This window comes from Candidatus Thiosymbion oneisti (assembly GCF_900092655.1).
Taxonomy (GTDB): Bacteria; Pseudomonadota; Gammaproteobacteria; order Chromatiales; family Chromatiaceae; genus Thiosymbion; species Thiosymbion oneisti.
On the sequence record NZ_FLUY01001823.1, the window covers coordinates 1 to 19,905 of the forward strand.

General features: G+C 54.3%; 23 protein-coding genes. 20 read left to right on the forward strand and 3 right to left on the reverse strand.

Annotated features, from left to right (window positions below):
• The first annotated feature begins 425 nt into the window (after positions 1 to 425).
• Both secA and BQ17_RS19415 read left to right on the forward strand, forming a co-directional pair.
• Complete coding sequence (gene secA, locus BQ17_RS19410; RefSeq protein WP_089729956.1) at positions 426 to 3,236, forward strand: preprotein translocase subunit SecA; 2,811 nt, start codon at positions 426 to 428, stop codon at positions 3,234 to 3,236.
• 307 nt (positions 3,237 to 3,543) lie between these two features.
• A complete protein-coding gene (locus tag BQ17_RS19415) occupies positions 3,544 to 5,016 on the forward strand; it encodes a Fic family protein (RefSeq protein WP_176722522.1) in 1,473 nt (490 codons plus the stop codon).
• A gap of 139 nt (positions 5,017 to 5,155) precedes the next feature.
• Here the strand turns inward: BQ17_RS19415 and BQ17_RS19420 are convergent, their stop codons facing one another.
• On the reverse strand, positions 5,156 to 5,449 hold the full coding sequence (locus tag BQ17_RS19420; protein WP_089729961.1) for a hypothetical protein: 294 nt from the start codon (positions 5,447 to 5,449) through the stop codon (positions 5,156 to 5,158).
• A gap of 489 nt (positions 5,450 to 5,938) precedes the next feature.
• Between BQ17_RS19420 and BQ17_RS19425 the strand changes: the two genes are divergently transcribed.
• From BQ17_RS19425 to BQ17_RS19450, 6 genes are all read left to right on the forward strand, one after another.
• Positions 5,939 to 6,118 (forward strand): hypothetical protein, encoded by a 180-nt coding sequence (locus BQ17_RS19425; RefSeq protein ID WP_089729962.1) that lies wholly within the window; start codon positions 5,939 to 5,941, stop codon positions 6,116 to 6,118.
• 218 nt (positions 6,119 to 6,336) lie between these two features.
• Positions 6,337 to 8,655 carry a 1,4-alpha-glucan branching protein GlgB gene (gene glgB, locus BQ17_RS19430; protein WP_089729964.1) on the forward strand — a complete coding sequence of 773 codons (2,319 nt, stop codon included), beginning with the start codon at positions 6,337 to 6,339 and terminating at the stop codon, positions 8,653 to 8,655.
• Between the two features lie 490 nt (positions 8,656 to 9,145).
• Entirely contained in the window at positions 9,146 to 10,381 is a 1,236-nt protein-coding gene (gene glgA, locus BQ17_RS19435; RefSeq protein ID WP_089729966.1) for a glycogen synthase, read from the forward strand.
• A 794-nt stretch (positions 10,382 to 11,175) separates the two neighbouring features.
• Positions 11,176 to 13,173, forward strand: coding sequence for an alpha-1,4-glucan--maltose-1-phosphate maltosyltransferase (locus BQ17_RS19440; RefSeq protein WP_256091684.1), 1,998 nt, complete (start codon positions 11,176 to 11,178; stop codon positions 13,171 to 13,173).
• A gap of 160 nt (positions 13,174 to 13,333) precedes the next feature.
• A complete protein-coding gene (locus BQ17_RS19445) occupies positions 13,334 to 13,525 on the forward strand; it encodes a hypothetical protein (protein ID WP_141699388.1) in 192 nt (63 codons plus the stop codon).
• Complete coding sequence (locus BQ17_RS19450) at positions 13,515 to 13,931, forward strand: PIN domain-containing protein (protein ID WP_089729972.1); 417 nt, start codon at positions 13,515 to 13,517, stop codon at positions 13,929 to 13,931. The genes BQ17_RS19445 and BQ17_RS19450 overlap by 11 nt, the downstream gene beginning before the upstream one ends.
• Here the strand turns inward: BQ17_RS19450 and BQ17_RS19455 are convergent.
• Positions 13,854 to 14,072 (reverse strand): phage integrase N-terminal SAM-like domain-containing protein, encoded by a 219-nt coding sequence (locus tag BQ17_RS19455; protein WP_089729974.1) that lies wholly within the window; start codon positions 14,070 to 14,072, stop codon positions 13,854 to 13,856. The two genes, BQ17_RS19450 and BQ17_RS19455, sit on opposite strands and share 78 nt — an antisense overlap.
• A gap of 145 nt (positions 14,073 to 14,217) precedes the next feature.
• Here BQ17_RS19455 and BQ17_RS19460 point away from each other — a divergent pair, with 145 nt between their 5' ends.
• From BQ17_RS19460 to BQ17_RS19495, 8 genes are all read left to right on the forward strand, one after another.
• Positions 14,218 to 14,652 carry a hypothetical protein gene (locus BQ17_RS19460; RefSeq protein ID WP_089729976.1) on the forward strand — a complete coding sequence of 145 codons (435 nt, stop codon included), beginning with the start codon at positions 14,218 to 14,220 and terminating at the stop codon, positions 14,650 to 14,652.
• Positions 14,653 to 14,951: 299 nt separating this feature from the next.
• Positions 14,952 to 15,248: a type II toxin-antitoxin system RelE family toxin gene (locus tag BQ17_RS19465; protein ID WP_089729978.1), complete on the forward strand. Its 297-nt coding sequence runs from the start codon at positions 14,952 to 14,954 to the stop codon at positions 15,246 to 15,248.
• Complete coding sequence (locus tag BQ17_RS19470) at positions 15,245 to 15,487, forward strand: type II toxin-antitoxin system Phd/YefM family antitoxin (protein WP_089729981.1); 243 nt, start codon at positions 15,245 to 15,247, stop codon at positions 15,485 to 15,487. Before BQ17_RS19465 ends, BQ17_RS19470 begins: the two co-directional genes overlap by 4 nt.
• A 126-nt stretch (positions 15,488 to 15,613) precedes the next feature.
• Positions 15,614 to 15,913 carry a type II toxin-antitoxin system RelE family toxin gene (locus BQ17_RS21170; RefSeq protein WP_141699389.1) on the forward strand — a complete coding sequence of 100 codons (300 nt, stop codon included), beginning with the start codon at positions 15,614 to 15,616 and terminating at the stop codon, positions 15,911 to 15,913.
• Positions 15,910 to 16,197, forward strand: coding sequence for a type II toxin-antitoxin system Phd/YefM family antitoxin (locus BQ17_RS19480; RefSeq protein WP_089729985.1), 288 nt, complete (start codon positions 15,910 to 15,912; stop codon positions 16,195 to 16,197). Before BQ17_RS21170 ends, BQ17_RS19480 begins: the two co-directional genes overlap by 4 nt.
• 86 nt (positions 16,198 to 16,283) lie before the next feature.
• On the forward strand, positions 16,284 to 16,448 hold the full coding sequence (locus BQ17_RS24470; protein WP_369406493.1) for a type II toxin-antitoxin system HicB family antitoxin: 165 nt from the start codon (positions 16,284 to 16,286) through the stop codon (positions 16,446 to 16,448).
• Positions 16,436 to 16,828, forward strand: coding sequence for a type II toxin-antitoxin system VapC family toxin (locus BQ17_RS19490; protein WP_089729987.1), 393 nt, complete (start codon positions 16,436 to 16,438; stop codon positions 16,826 to 16,828). Before BQ17_RS24470 ends, BQ17_RS19490 begins: the two co-directional genes overlap by 13 nt.
• Before the next feature lies 1 nt (position 16,829).
• Positions 16,830 to 17,048 (forward strand): type II toxin-antitoxin system Phd/YefM family antitoxin, encoded by a 219-nt coding sequence (locus BQ17_RS19495; RefSeq protein ID WP_089729989.1) that lies wholly within the window; start codon positions 16,830 to 16,832, stop codon positions 17,046 to 17,048.
• A gap of 186 nt (positions 17,049 to 17,234) precedes the next feature.
• Here BQ17_RS19495 and BQ17_RS22210 read toward each other — a convergent pair whose 3' ends face one another.
• On the reverse strand, positions 17,235 to 17,384 hold the full coding sequence (locus BQ17_RS22210; protein WP_176722523.1) for a hypothetical protein: 150 nt from the start codon (positions 17,382 to 17,384) through the stop codon (positions 17,235 to 17,237).
• A gap of 902 nt (positions 17,385 to 18,286) precedes the next feature.
• Between BQ17_RS22210 and BQ17_RS19500 the strand changes: the two genes are divergently transcribed.
• The 4 genes from BQ17_RS19500 to BQ17_RS19515 form a co-directional block, all read left to right on the forward strand.
• Positions 18,287 to 18,865 (forward strand): hypothetical protein, encoded by a 579-nt coding sequence (locus BQ17_RS19500; protein WP_141699390.1) that lies wholly within the window; start codon positions 18,287 to 18,289, stop codon positions 18,863 to 18,865.
• An 85-nt stretch (positions 18,866 to 18,950) separates the two neighbouring features.
• Entirely contained in the window at positions 18,951 to 19,220 is a 270-nt protein-coding gene (locus BQ17_RS19505; RefSeq protein WP_089729993.1) for a BrnT family toxin, read from the forward strand.
• Positions 19,210 to 19,413, forward strand: coding sequence for a hypothetical protein (locus BQ17_RS19510; RefSeq protein WP_089729995.1), 204 nt, complete (start codon positions 19,210 to 19,212; stop codon positions 19,411 to 19,413). Before BQ17_RS19505 ends, BQ17_RS19510 begins: the two co-directional genes overlap by 11 nt.
• A 114-nt stretch (positions 19,414 to 19,527) precedes the next feature.
• Positions 19,528 to 19,905: JAB domain-containing protein (locus tag BQ17_RS19515; RefSeq protein ID WP_176722524.1), on the forward strand; the 378-nt coding region annotated here is incomplete at its 3' end.

Consider the following 19,905-nt stretch of genomic DNA (forward strand, 5'->3'; position numbering starts at 1 on the left):
CAGAAGGCGTCTGCTCTGACCGTTGCCGACAGCTGGTCATTGGGTGCGTAAGCCGTCTGAAAGACGGCGGTCCCAGCCGGCCCGGGACCGCCGACATCCTGTCGGCCCCTGAGACCGCTGACATTTTGTCGGCTTTTCTGGTTACCGGCTAGAACCTGAATGCCGAGTTACCGCTCCAAATGGTCATCAGTCATGCTTATTTTTCTGGTTCCCAGGCGCTGCCTGGGAACCAGAGACCGGGAGAGGGGCTGTTGCGACACCCTCCCAGGGAGAGGGGGCATAGCGGCCAGTGCTGTTGGTCATGTTCCAACTTAGACATTAACCACTACCCCTTTTTAATCCACAGATTACGCAGATTTTCACAGATTGTTTCGTTTATCATCTGTGAAAGTCTGCGTAATCTGCGGATAAAGGGATAGCAAGAGATGATCAACAATCTGCTCAAGAAGGCCTTCGGCAGCCGCAACGAACGCTTGGTCAAGCGGATGTCGAAGCAGGTCGCCCAAATCAATGCCTTAGAGCCTCGGATCGAGCAGCTCGCCGATGCCGAGTTACAGGCGAAGACCGGCGAGTTCCGCCACCGCCTGACAGCGGGCAGTAGCCTGGCGGACCTCCTCCCCGAGGCCTTTGCCGTGGTGCGCGAGGCGGGCCGGCGCGTACTGGGTATGCGACATTTCGATGTCCAGCTCATCGGGGGCATGGTCTTGAACGACGGCAAGATCGCTGAGATGCGCACCGGTGAGGGTAAGACCTTGGTGGCTACGCTTACCGCCTACCTGAACGCCTTACCTGAGCAGGGCGTGCACGTGATCACGGTGAACGATTACCTGGCCCGCCGCGATGCGGAGTGGATGGGCAAGATCTATCGCTTCCTGGGTCTCACCGTGGGGGTGATCAACTCCTCCGGGGGCCTGGGGCCGGATGCCGCCTCCTACTTCTATGATCCGGGCTACGAGCCGCCCGCGGGCCAGGGTTATCGGCATATGCGTCCGGTCACGCGCCGGGAGACCTACGCCGCCGACATCACCTACGGCACCAACAACGAGTTCGGATTCGATTACCTGCGTGACAATATGGCCTTCGAGGCCGAGCAGCGGGTGCAGCGCGATCCCTACTACGCCATCGTGGACGAGGTGGACTCCATCCTCATCGACGAGGCCCGCACGCCTCTGATTATCTCCGGCCCCTCGGAGGGCAGCACCGACCTCTACCAGCAGATCGACCAGATCATTCCGAGCCTTACGCGCCAGGACCCCATCACCAACGCCGAAGGGCAACCGGATTTCGGCCCCGGAGATTTCTCCGTGGACGAGAAGGCACGCCAGCTCTACCTCAGTGAAGACGGCCATCAGAAGGTGGAAGAGATGCTGGCCGAGCTGGGCCTGCTAGGTGAGGGCGAGAGCCTGTACGATCCGGCCAACATCGTCCTGATGCATCACGTCTACGCCGCCCTGCGGGCCCACGCCCTGTTCCGGAAGAACGTGGACTATATCGTCAAGGACGGCCAGATCGTCATCGTCGATGAGTTCACCGGCCGCACCATGCCGGGGCGGCGCTGGTCGGAGGGTCTGCACCAGGCCGTGGAGGCCAAGGAGAGGGTCCAGGTCCAACAGGAGAACCAGACCCTGGCCGCCATTACCTTTCAGAACCTGTTCCGCCTGTACCCCAAGCTCTCGGGCATGACGGGCACCGCCGATACCGAGGCCTTCGAGTTCCAGCAGATCTATGGTCTGGAGGTGGTGGTGATCCCCACCAATGTGCCCATGATCCGCGCGGACATGGGGGATCTGGTCTACCTCACCCAGCAGGAGAAATACCGGGCCATCGTCGAAGACATCCGTGACTGCGTGGAGCGGGGGCAGCCGGTGCTGGTGGGCACGGCCTCCATCGAGACCTCGGAGCTCATCGCCGGGCTCCTGGTCAAGGAGAAGATCCCGCACCAGGTGCTCAATGCCAAGCAGCACGAGCGCGAGGCGGGCATTATCGCCCAGGCCGGGCGTCCGGGTACGGTCACCATCGCCACCAACATGGCCGGTCGCGGGACGGACATCGTCTTGGGCGGCAACTTGGAGGCCGAGCTCGATGACAACACCGATTCAGGCGCCGAGGAGACCATCCGCGCGGACTGGAAACAGCGTCACGACGCGGTCATCACCGCCGGCGGGCTGCATGTGGTAGGCACCGAGCGCCACGAGTCACGGCGCATCGACAACCAGCTGCGGGGCCGTTCCGGCCGTCAGGGCGATCCGGGATCCAGCCGTTTCTTCCTCTCCCTGGAGGACAACCTGATGCGCATCTTCGCCTCCGAGCGCGTCGGCAACATGATGCAAAAGCTCGGCATGGAGGAGGGAGAAGCCATCGAGCACCCCTGGGTCACCAAGGCGATTGAGAACGCCCAGCGCAAGGTCGAGGGACGCAACTTCGACATCCGCAAGCAGCTGCTGGAATACGACGACGTGGCCAACGACCAGCGCAAGGTCATCTACCGGCAGCGCCGCGATCTGATGGACGCCACGGATGTCTCCGATACGGTCGCGGCCATGCGTGCCGACGTGCTCGCACGGACCATCGATAGTCACATACTGCCCCAGAGCTTGGAAGAGCAATGGGACGTCCCCGGCCTGGAGCAGGCCCTGGCCGAGGGCTTCGGCGGTGAGTGGCCGATCGGCACATGGCTGGACCGGGATCAGGACCTGCACGAGGAGACCCTGCGCGCGCGCATCAGCGATGAGGTCACCGCCCAGTATGGGGAAAAGGAAGGGACCGTGGGTGCGGACATCATGCGCCAGCTCGAGAAAACCCTGATGCTACAGACCCTCGACACCCAATGGAAGGACCATCTGGCGGCCATGGATTACCTGCGTCAGGGTATCCACCTGCGCGGCTATGCCCAGAAGAACCCGAAGCAGGAATACAAACGGGAGGCCTTCGAGCTGTTCAGCAGCATGTTGGATGGCATCAAGCAGGAAGTCGTCACGACCCTGTCCAAGGTGCAGCTTCGGACCATGGGCGAGCTGCCCCCCCTCGGCGCGGCGGAGGCGCCGGAGCAGGCGTTCGAGTTCAAGCACGAGACCTTCCATGGGCTGGATACCGGGCAGCAAGAGCAACCCGCAACAGCAGACCGCGCCGAGCAGCAGCGGCCCTATGTGCGCGAGCAGCGCAAGATCGGACGCAACGAGCCCTGTCCCTGCGGCTCCGGCAAAAAATACAAACATTGCCACGGTAGGGCGAGCTGAAGGCGCAGATTAGCAAACAATTAACTGGTAGTGGAAAACTTTCAAGTGATAGAAATTCAGGATGACTATCGACTGCTGGATGTTCTCACTTGAAACTTACCCACTACCCAATTAACTTAATGGCATTGGGTTGGGTAAAGGGTGCAGGATGCGGTGAGTGCGGTGGTTCTGAGCTTGCTGGCCAGTGCACGCACTCCCCGCGCGAACCGCATCAATGGATGGCCCGTGCCCAATCAGTCGGGCACGCCCAGCGGTCCAAAGATGCGGTTCGCGACTTGCCTGCCCCGTCCCTGGGGCGGTCGGCAGCTTGCTGAAAGTTATTGGTAAGCGCGGTATCGGACCGGCTAGCCATGCCGTTCGGTACAACAAAAAGTTCGATGGGAAGCGGGAAACAGTAATGTCTGAGACAAGTTTCGCAAAAGATATCGAAGGTACGCCCTATTGTTTTGAAGAGTCGCAAATGCCTTTTCTTAGGAAGGTTTCGGATCGTGTTCAAGAAATGCGAAAGGCAGGACGGCTTACACCTAAGGTACTAGGCAATATACGCAGATATTTCAGGATCAAGAGTATCTATCATTCAAATGCTATTGAAGGAAATATTCTCAATGTTGGAGAAACAAGACAAGTTGTGGAGTTCGGCCTAACGATTACAGGAAAGCCCCTTAAGGATCAGGCCGAAGCTAAGAACTTAAAGGAGGCTCTGGATTTCCTGGAGGACTTGGCGGGATCGCCCGACAAACCAATTACTGAAGCCGACGTAAGACAGATTCATTACCTCGTGCTGAAAGGCATCGATGATAGCAATGCAGGTAAATATCGCAGTATTACAGTAGAGATTAGCGGGTCGGAATTCAAACCGCCCGCCCCGGAGTCAGTTCCGTCTGAAATGCATCAATTTGGAAGGTGGCTGGCTTCTGTTTCATCCATAGGTGAAAATTATGGGCTTCTGGAGGCTATTTTATACGCTGCTGCTGCTCATACGTGGTTTGTATACATACACCCGTTTATCGATGGAAATGGCCGAGTAGCAAGGTTGTTAATGAATTTATTGCTAATGAGATATGGCTACCCCATAGCCATCATCACCAAAGAAGACAGGTTGCGTTATTACGATGCATTGGAGATCTCGCAGACTGCCGATTTATCGCCGTTCGTCGCTCTCGTGATTGAATGCATAAGTGAAAGCCTTGAGGAATATGAAGAGGCCGCAAAAGAGCAAAAGGAGCAAGAAGAATGGGCCGCTGCTTTGGCATCGAAATTCTCGCATAAAGAAGCTGTTCGATCTAAGAATGAATATGAAGTGTGGAAAAGCGCGATGGAATTGCTGCGCAGTTATTTCCGTCAAGCTGCCGAACTATTGAACGACTCTGCCGCGATCGGAAAGGTCTATTTCAAAGATTTTGGTGTTTTGGAGTACGAGAAATACTTGAGCCTCAAATTAGGTGAGTCCACAAAAAAAACATGGTTCTTTCGGGTGGATTTCGTTAGTGGAGAAAGATCCGCGCGTTACTTGTTTTTCTTTGGTTGGCCTGGTCGGCATCTCAAGGATCAAGATGTAACTCTTCACTTATCACGGGAGGAGCCCCCTAAATCATTTCATTATGAAAGACTGGAGTACATTGGTGCGCCTAATGTTCCAAGTATCGTAGAAATCGGATATCGCGCCGAAGCCGAGCGATTCGTTGTGAGAGGACAATCAGGGCAAGGAAAAACGGACAAAATAGAGAACATCGGAAGGAAATTTTTCGATGAGGTAATTTCACTTCATTTCCAACCGTAAAGAATAGTGAAACCGCAGCTTTCGGGGAATAGACATGCTTACGATAAGAAACGAACAACCAAGCTTGTTAATATAGAGAACCATCTTGCACAGCGAACCGCATCGATACGGAGTTAGGGGAGGGTGTTCGAGTTTCGGCTCAGGGCAACAGCTTCAGTAGGATCACGACGAGACCGCCCACGGTCAGGGTGATGGCAAACGACCAGATCATGAAACGGTCGATACGCCTCGTCAGGGCCTCGAAACGCTTATCCATCTGCTCCAGGATGGTCTTGATCAGCTCGCGCTGGTGCTTGAGCTCTTCCTCCACGCGCACCATCCGCTCGCGCAGCTCGATCTCGTAGACCGCCGGCGGCTTGCCCAACGACTGCTCGGCGAGCCACTCTCCGAGGTGCTCCTTGATGAACCGGATGTCTTCCGTAGCAAGATTCATGGTGTCGGTAGGCGAGTTGACAGACGGTCAAGTATACCCTGCCCTGTCGCCGGTTACCGGACTCCAGCGGCGAGCTCCCCTCAGCCGCGAGGGACCCCCCACCGGTGACCGGTTAGCAGGAAGCAGGGTAGAGTCCGCCGTGCGGACCGATAACGACATCCTTCCTCCACAGATTACGCGGATTTTCACAGATTATTTCGTTTTTCATCTGTGAAAATCTGTGTAATCTGCGGATTAAAATGGTTGAAACCAGGCGAGTTAGCCATAATGGTCTCCGCTGTATAGATTGACTTGGACCGACACCTCTCGGCTTCACCTGCGTAGATTCCTGCTCGAAACGCCGGATATGGGTTGCCGGCGCGGACCGGATGGGGTATCCACTGCGCGCTCGTGGATACGAACGGATACAGGATGTAGTATGGATGGAGGGAGGACCCCAGCCAATAGGGGCGAAAATTACCCCCGGACCTTACCAGAGGAGGATTTCCAATGCGTCTCTTCGATGCCGGCCCCCAAATCGTCCAGGACCTCAAAGACGAGTCCGAAGTCATTGCCGTCAAAGAGCACTCGAGGTTCAAGGTATCCGCGGTCCGCCACCCCACCATGGGGAAGGTGGTGATCGTCGAAGCCAAGCATGGAGAAGGTATCATCGTCGAGATGGAAGAATAACCGGCAGCCGTCTTTCACCGACCTATCCGGCTGGGCACCCGCAAGGAGTGCTACAGAGAATCTTTACGCCTTTGTGACTACACTGGAGGAAGTCGGCAGCCGGCGACTGATAACAGGAAGTAACCGAGAATACAGGCAGATTTCCGCCGCGAATTATGTGATTATTATCAGTTTGACGCATAAGTCGCCGCCTTCAGGTCCGGACGAGGTACGATCGCATGAACAATCCAGAACTTTCCCCCGCGTTGCAGCAGCTCGTCGAGGCCCGACAGCACGACCCCTTCGAGGTGCTTGGCCGGCATGAGGAAAAGGGGCGAGTGCGGGTACGGGTGCTGCTGCCCCATGCGGAGGAAGTGAGCATCGCCGAAGGAGGCCACCGACTGCGGCGGATCGAGGGAACGGACGTCTTCGAGTGGGAGGGGGACGCCAAGCAGGTGCCGAAGCGTTACAGGATTATCTGGCGTGACGACGAGCACCGTGAGCATATCGCCCACGACCCTTACTGTTACCCGCCCCAGCTGCCGGACTTCGACATGCACCTGTTCGGCGAGGGTAAGCACTGGCACGCCCACCGCCTGCTGGGGGCGCGGGTGCACGAAGTCGGCGGCGTCGCCGGCGTGTTGTTCTCCGTCTGGGCCCCGAGCGCCAAGCGCGTCAGCGTCGTCGGGGACTTCAACCGCTGGGACGGTCGGGCGCATCCGATGCGCGTCCATGGCAACGGAGTGTGGGAACTCTTCATACCGGATCTGCCGGCGGGCAGTGTCTACAAGTACGAGCTCCGCGCCGGAAACGGTGATATCTTCCTCAAATCCGATCCCTTCGGTCGCTACTTCGAGATGCGTCCCCGCACCGCCTCCATCGTCGAAGCCCAAAGTCAGTTCAAATGGGGCGACGCCGACTGGCTCGAGCAACGCGCCAAGCACGACTGGCTGCACGAGCCCCTGTCCATCTACGAGGTCCACTTGGGCTCGTGGCAGCGCGGTCCGGAGGGCGAGTTGCTCAACTACCGGGTCCTGGGCGAGCGCCTGGTGGACTATGTCAAGGACCTGGGCTTTACCCACATCGAGCTCCTGCCGGTAACCGAGCACCCGTTCGATGCCTCCTGGGGCTACCAGACCACCGGTTACTTTGCCCCCACCAGCCGCTTCGGTACCCCGGACGACTTCCGCTGGTTCGTGGACCACTGCCACCAAAACGGCATCGGCATCATCCTCGACTGGGTGCCGGCCCACTTCCCGAAGGACGCCCACGGCCTGGCCCGCTTCGACGGCACGGCCCTTTATGAGCACGAGGATCCGCGTCTGGGCGAGCACCTGGACTGGGCCACCCTGATCTATAACTATGGGCGCTACGAGGTGAAGAACTTCCTGATCTCGAGCGCCCTGTTCTGGCTCGAGGAGTTCCACCTCGACGGGATTCGGGTAGATGCCGTGGCCTCCATGCTCTATCTGGACTACTCGCGTGAGGAGGGCCAGTGGATCCCCAACAAATACGGCGGGCGCGAGAACCTGGAGGCCATGGACTTCATGCGCGAGCTCAACGAGGTCACCCACGGCCAGGTCCCCGGGGTGCTGGTCATGGCCGAGGAGTCCACCGCCTGGCCCCAAGTCACCAAGCCCACCTATCTCGGCGGACTAGGGTTCGATCTGAAGTGGAACATGGGTTGGATGAACGACACCCTGGCCTACATCGAGCACGAACCCGTCCACCGTCAATACCACCAGGACATGCTGACCTTCAGCATGCTCTATGCCTTTACCGAGAACTTTCTGCTCCCCTTCTCCCACGACGAGGTGGTGCACGGCAAGTGCTCTATGCTCTACAAGATGCCCGGAGACGACTGGCAGCGTTTCGCCAACCTGCGTCTGATCTACGTCTACATGTTCACCCATCCGGGGAAAAAGCTCCTGTTCATGGGCAGCGAGTTCGGACAGGGCGAAGAATGGAACAGCGCCAACACCTTGGACTGGTATCTGCTCGATTACCCACTCCATCAGGGAGTGCGGAAGCTGGTGTGCGACCTCAACCGGATCTACCGGAGCTATCCGGTCCTGTATACCCACGATTTCGATTGGCAGGGCTTCGAGTGGATCGACTGCCATGACGCCCAGAACTCGGTCCTGGTCTATCTACGGCGGGCGGGAGAAGATTTCCTGGTGGTGGCGATCAATTTCACCCCGGTTCCCCGGGAGCACTATCGGATCGGGGTACCCGCACCCGGCGTCTACAAGGAGATCCTGAACTCGGACGCCGCGGACTACTGCGGCAGCGGTATGGGCAACGGCGCCTGGATACTCCAGACCGACGAGATGGAATGGATGGGACGGCCCAATTCCCTGGCCGTCACCCTGCCGCCGCTGTCCGGTATCGTATTGAAGCGCGAACCCGAACCGGAGCCCGAGCCGGCCGCAATCGATGCGGACAAGCAGCCGGATGCCGAAGATGCGCCGCGTGCCAAAAACGCGGATAAACGAGCGGTCGCCGCAGCGGACCAAGCGGTTGCGCCCAAAAACCAGAAAGCAAGCACCACGAATTGACACGAATGCTTCCGGACCGGCACCAACAAAAAGCCCCTCTCCCGCCGGAAGAGGGGTTGGGGAGAGGGGGTCAAAGGGCGAAGATCGATGCCTTTTGCAACACCCTTTCTCTCGTTCCCACGTAGCGCGTGAGAACGAGAAAACATCTTGATGCGATGTAGTAGCCCCAAGGGAATTATTTTTGCCGCAAATGAACGCCAATAAACGCAAATGGGATCGATTCCGAATCTGCGTCCATCTGCATTAATTGACGGTAAAAGGCGGAACTGCCGAAGTTCGGTTTGAGTATGGGAAAAATGATCCGGTTGCTTCGATCTGTCCGCAGATTACACAGGTTTTCACGGATTAAAAACGAAAAATCCGTGAGAATCTGCGTAACCCGTGGACAGATAAAGGTCATGTAATCCTTTACGACCGATTCGCGTTCATTTGCGGCAAAAAAGAATTCCCATCAGAGGCGTTCGTATTTCCCAGCGGTCGAGGATTACTCATGAAGATCGGCATTCTCACCAATGAATATCCGCCGTATGTCTATGGAGGGGCGGGCGTGAGTGTGGAGTACTTGACCGATGAGCTGTGCAAGCTCGACCAGGGGCGGCATTCGGTAAAGGTCCTTTGCTTCGGCGACCAGAAGGAGCAGGGTGACAACCTCTCGGTATCGGGGGTAAACCCGGCGCTGGAATTCCGCACCGTCGATCCTCGCCACCGCAAGTTCCTTGAGACCATGCTCAACGACCTGGTCATGGCCGGCGAGCTGTCGGATGTGGATATCGTGCATTGCCATACCTGGTATAGCCATCTGGCCGGGATGCTGGTGAGGCAGTTGCTGCAGATCCCCATGGTCCTGACCACCCATTCCCTGGAGCCCCATCGGCCCTGGAAAGTCGAGCAGCTGGGTACGGCCTACCACGCCAGCTCATGGGTCGAGCGCACGGCCTATCAAAACGCGGATGGCGTAGTTGCCGTGTCACAGGCCATGAAGGAGGATGTCCATAAGCTGTACGAGGTTCCGTTGGAACGCATCGGGATCATTCATAACGGCATCAGCCTGGATCAATACAAACCGACCTGCGACCCGCAGGTGCTGGATCAGTACGGTATCGACCGCGAGATACCCTATCTGTTGTTCGTCGGGCGCATCACCCGCCAGAAAGGCATCATCCATCTGGTCAATGCCATCCGCTTCATCGATCCGGGGGTGCAAATCGTCCTCTGCGCCGGCGCACCCGATACCAAAGAGATCGGTGAAGAGATGGAGCAGGCGGTAAACGAAGCCAGGAGACAGACCGCCAATTCGATTGTCTGGATCCCGGAGATGCTGACGAAGGAGGCAATCGTCGCCCTGTATTCACAGGCCGCGGTCTTCGTATGTCCCTCCGTTTACGAGCCGTTCGGCATCATCAATCTGGAGGCCATGGCCTGCGAGACGCCGGTTGTGGCATCCAAGGTAGGCGGTATTCCCGAGGTTGTGATTCCCGATCAAACCGGTCTCTTGGTTGCCATCGACCCGCGCGGTGAGACTGACGTGGAGCCAGCGAACCCGCAGCGCTTCTCGGAGGATCTCGCCGCTGCCGTCAACCGGCTGCTACGTGCTCCGGAAGAAGGCCGTGAAATGGGGAAACAGGCCAGAAAACGGGTCGAAGCCCATTTCAGTTGGGCGAGCATTGCCGCAAAAACCCTCGGCTTCTACCAGCAAACACTCAAATCCAGGGGGAGCAAGACGTGACTCGCAAACAGGCAACCACAGGTTCCGTTGCGGAGACCAAACGCCCGGCCAAGACGGACGGCGTACCCTCGTCTCCCAAACCGGAAACTACGGGTTCCGTTGCACAGGCCGAACGCCCGACCGAGACGGACAGGGCAACCCCATATTCCAAGCAGGCAACCACAGGTTCCGTTGCGGAGACCAAACGCCCGACTAAGACGGACGACGTGCCATCATCTCCCAAACCAGAAACCGCAGGTTCTATTGCAGAGACCAAACGTCCGACCGAGACGGACAGGGCAACCTCAGCTCCCAAACAAGCAACCGTAGGGTCTGTTGCGGAAGTCAAGCGCCCAGCTGAGACGGATGGGGCAACCCCAGCTCCCAAGCAGGAAATCCCAGGTTCCGTTTCAGAAGCCAAACGCCCAGCCGATACAGACGGGGTAACCCCAGCTCCCAAACAGGAAACTACGGGTTCCGTTGCGGAGACCGAGCGCCCGGCCGAGCCGGACGGGGCAGCCTCATCCCTCAAACCGGAAACCGCTTTTTCTACTGCCTCTTCCGTTGCGGAGGCCAAACGCCCAGCCAAGATGGACGGAGCAACCCCATCTCCCAAACCGAAAACCGCTTTTTCTACTGCCTCTTCCGTTGCGGAGACCAAACGCCCAGCCGAGACGGATGGGGCAACCCCATCTCCCAAACCGGAAATCCCAGATTCCGTTGCGGAGGCCGATGCGGAGGCCGAACGTCCGGCCGAGACGGAGGGGGTAACCCCATCTTCCAAACAGGAAACCACAGGTTCCGTTTCAGAGCAGTTGTCAGTCAAACGTCGCAATCGAGTCCAGATCAGCCGGGTACAACCCGAAATCGAAGGCGGCCGTTACCCCATCAAGCGCATTGTAGACGATGTCATCGAAATAACCGCCGACATCGTAGCGGACGGCCACAATGCCCTGGCTGCCGTGCTGCGCTACAAGGAAGAAACCCAATCCGAATGGTCCGAGACCCCGCTGGAACACGACATCAACGACCGCTGGCAGGCCCAGCTCAGGGTGGACCGGCTCGGACGTTGGCAGTACACAGTCGAGGCCTGGATCGACGACTTTGCCTCCTGGCAACGCGATCTCAAAAAACGGGTCAATGCGGCGCAGGACGTCGCCGTGGAGCTCTTGATCGGGTTGGATTTGGTCAAGCAGGCCGCCACGCGCGCATCCACTGTGGAAAAAGCGGACCAGGACGCCTTCTCCCGCTGCATCGAAGCGATCGGCAACCAGCAGAACATCGCCGAGGCGATCAAGGTCGCCCTCTCCGACGAGCTGGCAGACCTGATGCGACGCCACCCGGACCGGCAATACGCCACCAGATACAAAGCAATCCTCCAGGTCATCGTCGATCCCAAGCAGGCCCAGTTCAGCGCCTGGTACGAAGTCTTCCCGCGCTCCTGCAGTCCCCATCCCGGAGAACACGGAAATTTCAATGATCTGATCGGCCGGCTACCCTATATCGCGGACATGGGCTTCGACGTCCTCTATCTGCCCCCGATTCACCCCATCGGCACCACCCACCGCAAAGGTAAGAACAACACCCCGGTCTGCGAGCCCGACGATGTGGGCAGCCCCTGGGCCATCGGCGCGGCGGAAGGCGGGCACACAGCCATCCATCCCCAGCTCGGCACCCTGGCCGATTTCCGCAAGCTCGTCGCCCAGGCCAAGGTCTTCGGAATCTCCGTGGCCCTGGATCTCGCCTTTCAGTGCTCACCGGACCACCCCTACGTCAAAGAGCATCCCGAATGGTTCCGGATGCGGCCGGACGACACCATTCAGTATGCCGAGAATCCGCCCAAAAAATACCAAGACATCTACCCGCTCGAATTCCAATCCCCGGCCTGGGAAGCACTGTGGGAAGAACTGAGGCGGGTCGTCATCTACTGGATCGACCAAGGCGTGCGGATATTCCGAGTCGACAATCCCCACACCAAAGACTTCTCCTTCTGGGAATGGCTGATCGAAAGCGTAAAAAAAGAAGCCCCGGATACCATCTTCCTCGCCGAAGCCTTCACCCGCCCCAAGCTCATGAGCCAGCTCGCCAAGCTCGGATTCACCCAGTCCTACACCTATTTTGCCTGGCGCAACTCAAAATGGGAGCTGGAAGACTATCTGACCACCCTGACCACCACCGACCTCAAGGAATACTTCCGGCCCAACTTCTGGCCCAACACCCCGGACATCCTGAACGACTATCTGCAAGTCGGCGGACAACCGGCGTTCAAGGTCCGGCTAGTGCTTGCCGCCACCCTGTCGAGCAACTATGGCATCTACGGACCGCCATTCGAGCTCTGCGACGGCCTGCCCGTGGAGATTGGCAGCGAAGAGTACATGAATTCCGAGAAGTACGAGATCCGCAGCTGGAACCTGGACGAGCCACACAGCCTCAAGCACTACATCGCCCAGGTCAACAAGATCCGCAGAGAAAACGCAGTCCTGCAATCCAACGATAACCTGAAATTCTACCCGGTCGACAACGAGAACATCATCTGCTACGGCAAGCACAGCGATGATTTTTCGGAAGTACTCATCATCGTCGTCAACCTGGATCCCAACTGGGCCCAATCGGGCTGGCTGAAACTGCCGATCGACGAATTCGACCTCCCGCCGGAGCGGCCCTTCCAGGTACACGACCTGCTTGACAACCGGCGCTATCTGTGGAGTGGTAGCCGCAACTTCGTCCAGCTCGAACCCCATACGGCACCGGCCCATATCTTTCGTTTGAGGCGCTATCAGCGTAGTGAGCGGGATTTTGACTACTACTTCTGAGGTTTGATTCCGCTTTGTGACCTTTATTCTACTTTGTCACATTTGGGGTGGCTTGCTGGTCTTTTTGGATCTTGTTGTTTGGCAGAGTCCTTGAAGATCGGTGGGTTATTATGGAATGTGACAAAGTAGAACTAAAATTTTGGAATTAATGAGTAAAATTATGAAAAGTTCAAAAATTGATACTTCTATACTACCTATCGGTGTTCAAAACGAGCTTTATGACTTTTACGAGTTTCTGGTGAAAAAGTATGCTTTGAACAAGCATGGGAAAGGCATAGATGTTAAAGACATTATACCAAGAAAAGTAAACGCTTTTGAACCCTTAAAAAGGGAATCAGTCTATGACAGATAATTTTATTTTTGTGGATTCAAATATTTGGTTATATGCTTTTATGTCTGCTGAATCTAAAAAAACGAAGAAGGCGGAAGAGATTATAAGCAACTCCAATATTATTTTGAGTACACAAATTATAAATGAAATTTGCGTTAATCTTATCAAAAAGGCCGGATACAGCGAACCTGAAATACAGCAAGCTATAAAAAATATTTATGGATATTATCAAGTAGTGCCAATTGATGAAGAAACGATCATTGAAGCCTCAATTATTAGATCAACACATCAATTATCGTACTGGGATAGTTTGGTTGTAGTATCTGCAATTACTAGTAAATGTACTATCTTATACTCGGAGGATATGCAACATAATCAGATTGTTCAAGGTGTTAAAATAGTAAATCCGTTTATAGAGATTATTTGATATATAAAGAATGAATCTCTTGATCCAGCCCACATAGGCTTCCTCGGTGCGGATGCTGTAGTGCTTAAAACGGATTTTGTCCCGCACCTGGTCGAGCAGGCGGGGCTTGGTCTGCGTTCCGGCGGAGGGGGTATTTCCCATGTCAGTACCTGAGGGGTTTATCCTCTATACTGGCAATATATACAGGTAGTTGCGAACAGGCAAGCAGATTAGACCTCACTTTCGACGTATTTTCTTACGTCGTTTTTGAGGTCTACTTTTAGTTAGAACTTTAAGGTATGAATAGATGAAAGAATTAATCAATGAATTAAGCCAACATAGTGCCAATCTACCTAATATAGATGCGCGGGTATTTCTTGAATTTAAATATCCGGAAATCAGGGAATTATTAAAACATTTCCTTACACTGATCTCTGCTGCCTTAATGTTCTCTGTTGCCTTTGCTGAAAAAATTGTGAATTTCGAAACAGCTTCAAATGTACAAAAGGGCTTACTCATAGGTTCATGGGGGACTTTAATTATTGCATTAGGTTGTTGCGGGATCGGTCTATACACAATTTATCTTTCTGCCGAAAAAGCGTTTGCTCAAATGGCAGGTCAAACGGGTTTGGACTTCTCATCAATAGTAGGGACATCTTATATTTTTCAGGATTTATCAGGCATATTGTTTGGTATCAGCATGTGTCTTTTGGTTTTTGCTGCCATTGCTGGTAAGTTCTAACAAATGTTTCCAGCGGGGAATAAAGGGACACCCACTTTGTTTGCTACTTCTACTTTGTCACATTCGGGGTGACTTGCTGATCTCTTTGGATCTCATCAGTTTGGCAGATTCCTTGTAGGTCGGTGCGTCATCATGGAATGTGACAAAGTAGAACTGAGTTTTTCGAATTGAGGCATCGAATAAAAGGACACCCACTTTGTTTCCTACTTTGTTTGCTGGGAATCCCATTCCAAGAGACTCCCCTCCTCTGGCCTGCGATCTGGCCTTGATTCTGGCCAGATACCTGCTACCCTGAAAGGATGCGTTACGAGATTGTCCTGACGGACACGGCGAAGGAACACTACCGGGGCATCCCCGCTCGATGGCGCTCAATCGTCCGTGATGGGCTCGAAACACATCTGCGCCACGAGCCCACCAAGACCAGCCGAAGTCGGATCAAGCGGCTACGGGGTGTGGATCGCCCCGAGTACCGCTTGCGTCTGGAGGACTATCAGGTGTTCTACGATGTGGAAGCAGAGACCGTCGTCGTGTTAGCGATTGTTCCGAAAGAGGACACAGAGAACTGGCTCGATCAGTATGGGGTGAAATCGCTATGATCACTACCGCACTTAGCGAACTAAAAGATCATCTGTCTTCGTACGTGAAGAAAGCAGCAAAGGAAGAGGTCATTATCACAAACCACGGTAAGCCCGTTGGTGTGATAAGAGGTTTTGCCACTGAGGACGAGTACTTTGAGTACCGTTTATTGAACGATCCGCGGTTCCAGAAGATTGTCCGGCATTCCCGAAAAGACGCCCGACAGGGCAAAGTTACTAGACTCGAAGATTTTGAGTAGACGACATTAATCGCGTATCAAGACCTCGTATCAAGACCTATAAAGGACACCCACTTTGTTTTGCGCGAGTCGGGGGCTTTCGTTTGGTAGGATGGTGGGGTACATTCCTGATAGGAGATCTACCCGTTGCCTTATACCATCGAGTATTCACCTGATGCAGAGGATCATCTCTGGCCTTTGATGGCTCGACAAAGGTCGATCGTGCTCGATTCGGTAGATAGCCAACTCGCGCATCAGCCGGGCGTAGAGACGAGGAATCGAAAGCCCATACGCCCCAACCCGGTAGTACCTTGGGAATTGCACATCGGCGACCTCCGGGCGTACTATGATATTGTTGAGGAACCCGAGAAACGCGTCTTGGTGCGTGCTGTAGGGATCAAGATCCGCAGTTCGGTCCGGATCGGTGGGGAAGAGGTTCAATTATGAAGACCATCGAAATCGCTGAAGCCCGGGAGGCCCTGGGGCAATATGCCGCACATGGGGAGAATCTCCCTCTTGTGGTTACGGATCACGGTCGTCCAGTTGCCGCGCTGCTTGCGGTCCCCAACGTAGACTTGGAGACCGTGTCTCTGAGTACGAACCCCGCGTTTGTTGACTTGATAGAGCGCTCGCGCGAAAGACAGAGCAGGGAGGGTGGTGTGTCAAGCCAAGAGATGCGCCGGCGGCTCAAGAACGCACCCAATCAAGGCATCAAGTGCGACAAGCAATAGGACCCTAGGGCGGGAAAGCGCAGCATCCCGCCTTTCGCATCTGTATCGGACTTATCCGCAGATTAGCGCAGATTTCTATGATTAAGATGAAAACCAGTATAGTCATTGAAAAAGATGAATATGGATATTACGCGTTTTGCCCGGAAATGAAAGGATGTCATACGCAGGGAGATTTGCTTGACGAGGTGTTAGCGAATATGAAGGAAGCAGTGGAGCTTTATGTGGAGACGTTATCCAAATGGATATTGTAATTGATACCTCCGCATTGATCGCTGTCATTGTAGATGAGCCGGAAAGAGATAAAATTATTGAATTAACGACTGGTAATGTGCTGATTGGTCCAGGTTCCATCCCTTGGGAGATTGGAAATGCATTCTCAGCAATGTTTAAAAGAAACAGGCTGGATCTTGAAGAAGCCAGAAAAGGTTTTGAAATTTTTAAAAGAATTCCAATTCGTTATATAGAACCTGATTTTGCAAATGCCGTGTCAATATCCAAACAAACCAATATGTATGCATATGATGCATATTTGTTAGATTGTGCTACGAGACAGAAAGCACCAATTCTGACATTGGATTCAAGATTGAAAGAAACTGCACAAAACCTTAGGATTTCAACACTGGAGGTATAAAATGCATGTCTATACATATTCAGAAGCTCGGCAAAAACTTGCGATTGTCCTTGAGCAAGCCGAAAATACCGGAAAAGTTTTAATTAGAAGGAAGGATGGGTGTACCTTCGCTTTGATTCCTGAAAAAATAGCGATTTCTCCCTTAAATGTTCCCTCAATAAAGGCGAAAATTACAAAAAAGGAAATTGTTGATATCATTCGTGAAGGAAGGGAGAGGTAGAACAACCGTATCAACCCTCGATACTGTATCGTCCGACCAGCATAGACGTAGGATGGCTACAGCTGCAACCGATTGAAAATAAGGAAAAAGTAAAATCTCGATTTTCCGTTTCCACCCTGAAACAGCCTGAACGACCTGAACCCCATCTTCGCTGACCCCCCGATTAGGGGGTCTGCAGTTCGTCTTTTACGCCAACGACTCCAGCGGACTTATCACACCGCGGCCGCCGCGATTGAGCACATGGGTATAAATCATGGTGGTCTTCATCCCTTGAATGGCATCCCGGGAAACTTTTGCCTTGAATTCCGGACTGTGGAGCTTGCGGTTGTTTGCCATGGTTGATACCTCTCGTCGTGGTTGCTTTCGCCTCCCTTTCTTAACTTACTAACCTGTCCAATTTTTGGGGTCCACTTCACTCACCGCCCGTTTTATCGCCCGCTGCAACGTCTGTTCATCCCGGTGGTGGCGCCGCTTTATACTCGACCGAGGATCGGTGGAGATGGTCTTGGACGGAAAAACATACTGCCAGCCCCACTCCCGGTTCGCGTTCGGATATTTCCTTTCCAAAGCGTATGGGAGGTATACTGCTCCTAGACCAGCGTCGAGATCCTGCTCGTGAATGGCCTTAACCCTCCGCAAATGCTCCCGGAGTGAAATACTGGCGGAGGGCGTTAAAATACAACAATCAACGCTCTTAGATATAGTGAATACTTTGGGCTCCAAAGACGAAGAGAAGAAACAAAGTAAGTTACTTAACAACAATGCGGATGGAGATAAAGCCTAACACGCCCATCAAGCCGAGCCCATACTGCGCATCGAGCTCGGAGTTATTCTGAACCGTTGTCATTCCGCAGTATGGCCCGGCTTATGGGTGACGTTAGGCGTCCTTGATCCGTATGCCTCAGTCGAAGCGCCGTAAACGACGGAAGAAACGCTCGGGGAAGCCGCCCTCCTTGGCAGGGAGGAGAGAGCTGTCCCAACTCGAGAAGACCTATCTCGAGGAAGCATGCCTTTTCGAAAGAGCGGCTAAGGCCGCTGCATCAGTCTCAGTGAGGCAGCACGGGATAAAAACTGACGGTCGGGGCGTAAGGGCGAGTGGCATCTTCACGCGTCAAACAGTCGTAGCTCTCTCGCTGCAGCGTACATTACCCCGCCCTGATACGCGGAAGCACATCGAAGACGAGCTATGGGACCTCGCGGCCATTGCCGGACTGAGCCGAAACCTTGTCGAGGGCTACTTGGCTCTCTACTACTATGGGACTCAGCAGGTAACTGAGGAGGAAGCGGAACTGCGGTTCCTCCTTGCGCAGCTTCACCGAAACTCAACTTGGTTGGCTTTCCAACGTAGGGTGAGTGCTGAAGAAGACCTTCTCGCCGAGTTCGAGCAGGGTATCGCAGCGCAGAAGAGCAGAATCCGTGACTTGGCGGTTCTGGAGAAACTTAGCGTCGAGCAACGGAATCGGGTTTCACGTTGGCACGACATGTATCTTACCAAGGCGGATTTTGAAACCTTGGTGCCGATATGTGCCAATCTACGTGCCGATCATCAGTACTTGTCCAACCTGGTGCACCCGCTCCCGTTCGCGATCGAGCGTGTCGATAACACCAAGGGCAGAGGAATCGGGACCGATGCGGAGGTTGGGCATAGCTTGATCTGCGTTATGATTGCGCGAAGATTTCTGGCGGCAAGCGTGGTCGATTTCGTCGGCTTGGTGGCCGATGCCCTGCCCGCGCCTTGTTCGAAGGCGGCCGACTCAGTTAGGGAGCTAGTAAATCACGGTTTTGCAGATTCGCAATCGGCCCAAAACGACGCCTAACACACGCATGGACGGCGACGCGGAAAACCGCGCGCGTCATGCGAGACGTTAGGCAAAATCTTTGTAATCCAGATGGAAGGTATCAATGGATTTTGAGTGGGATGAGACTAAAGCATCTACCAATCAGAAGAAACATGGTATTTCCTTCATTGAGGCCAGTGAAGTATTCAATGATGATTTTTCGTCTTGTGTCCATGATCCAGATCACTCCTACGAGGAGGAGCGGTATTTGCTTTTTGGTGTTTCATCAAAAGGTAATTATCTCGTGGTGTCTTTCACTGAAAGGGCTGATGCTATTCACATCATCTCGGCACGATGCATGACAAATCAGGAGCGTAAAGCTTATGAAGGATGAAGATACATTACGGCCTGAATATCCAGCAGAGCTTATCAAGTCAGGGGTACGTGGGAAATATGTTAAAGGTTACCGGGAAGGAACGAATATCGTGGTTATTGCCCCTGAATTGCACAAGCTCTTTCCTGATTCAGATTCTGTCAATAAAGCTCTACGTCAGTATGCAAAAGAGCACGGAATGGCATTAGCCTAACTCGGCGCTCAAGGCCGACCACCCGCCGCCGGGCTTTTTGGGTTCTGTTTTTTGGCTAAATGGTGGCGGGTGTCGGCTTAGCTTTGGTGTTAGGCGTTCTATAGAGGTCCCACGATGGAAGTCAAATTAAGCAAGCAACAAAAAGTCACCGTAAACAGTGCGGAAGACATTTATCCGATCATGCGCCAAATTCTCCGTAGAGAGAATAAAATCGGTCAAGGTCAGGAACACTTCTGGATGGTAGGCTTGAATCAAGCGAACAAGATCCTCTATATCGAGTTGGTCGCTCTGGGTTCTTCCAACATGGCGGGCATCAACCCCAGAGAAGCCTTCCGCATGGCGATTTACAAGCTCGCCGTTCAGGTGATTATGGTCCATAACCATCCCGGCGGGAATGTGACGCCTTCAATCGAAGATCAGGATCTCACCGATCATTTTATCCAGGCAGGCAAATTCCTTAAGGTCGAAGTGATCGATCATCTCATCATCAGC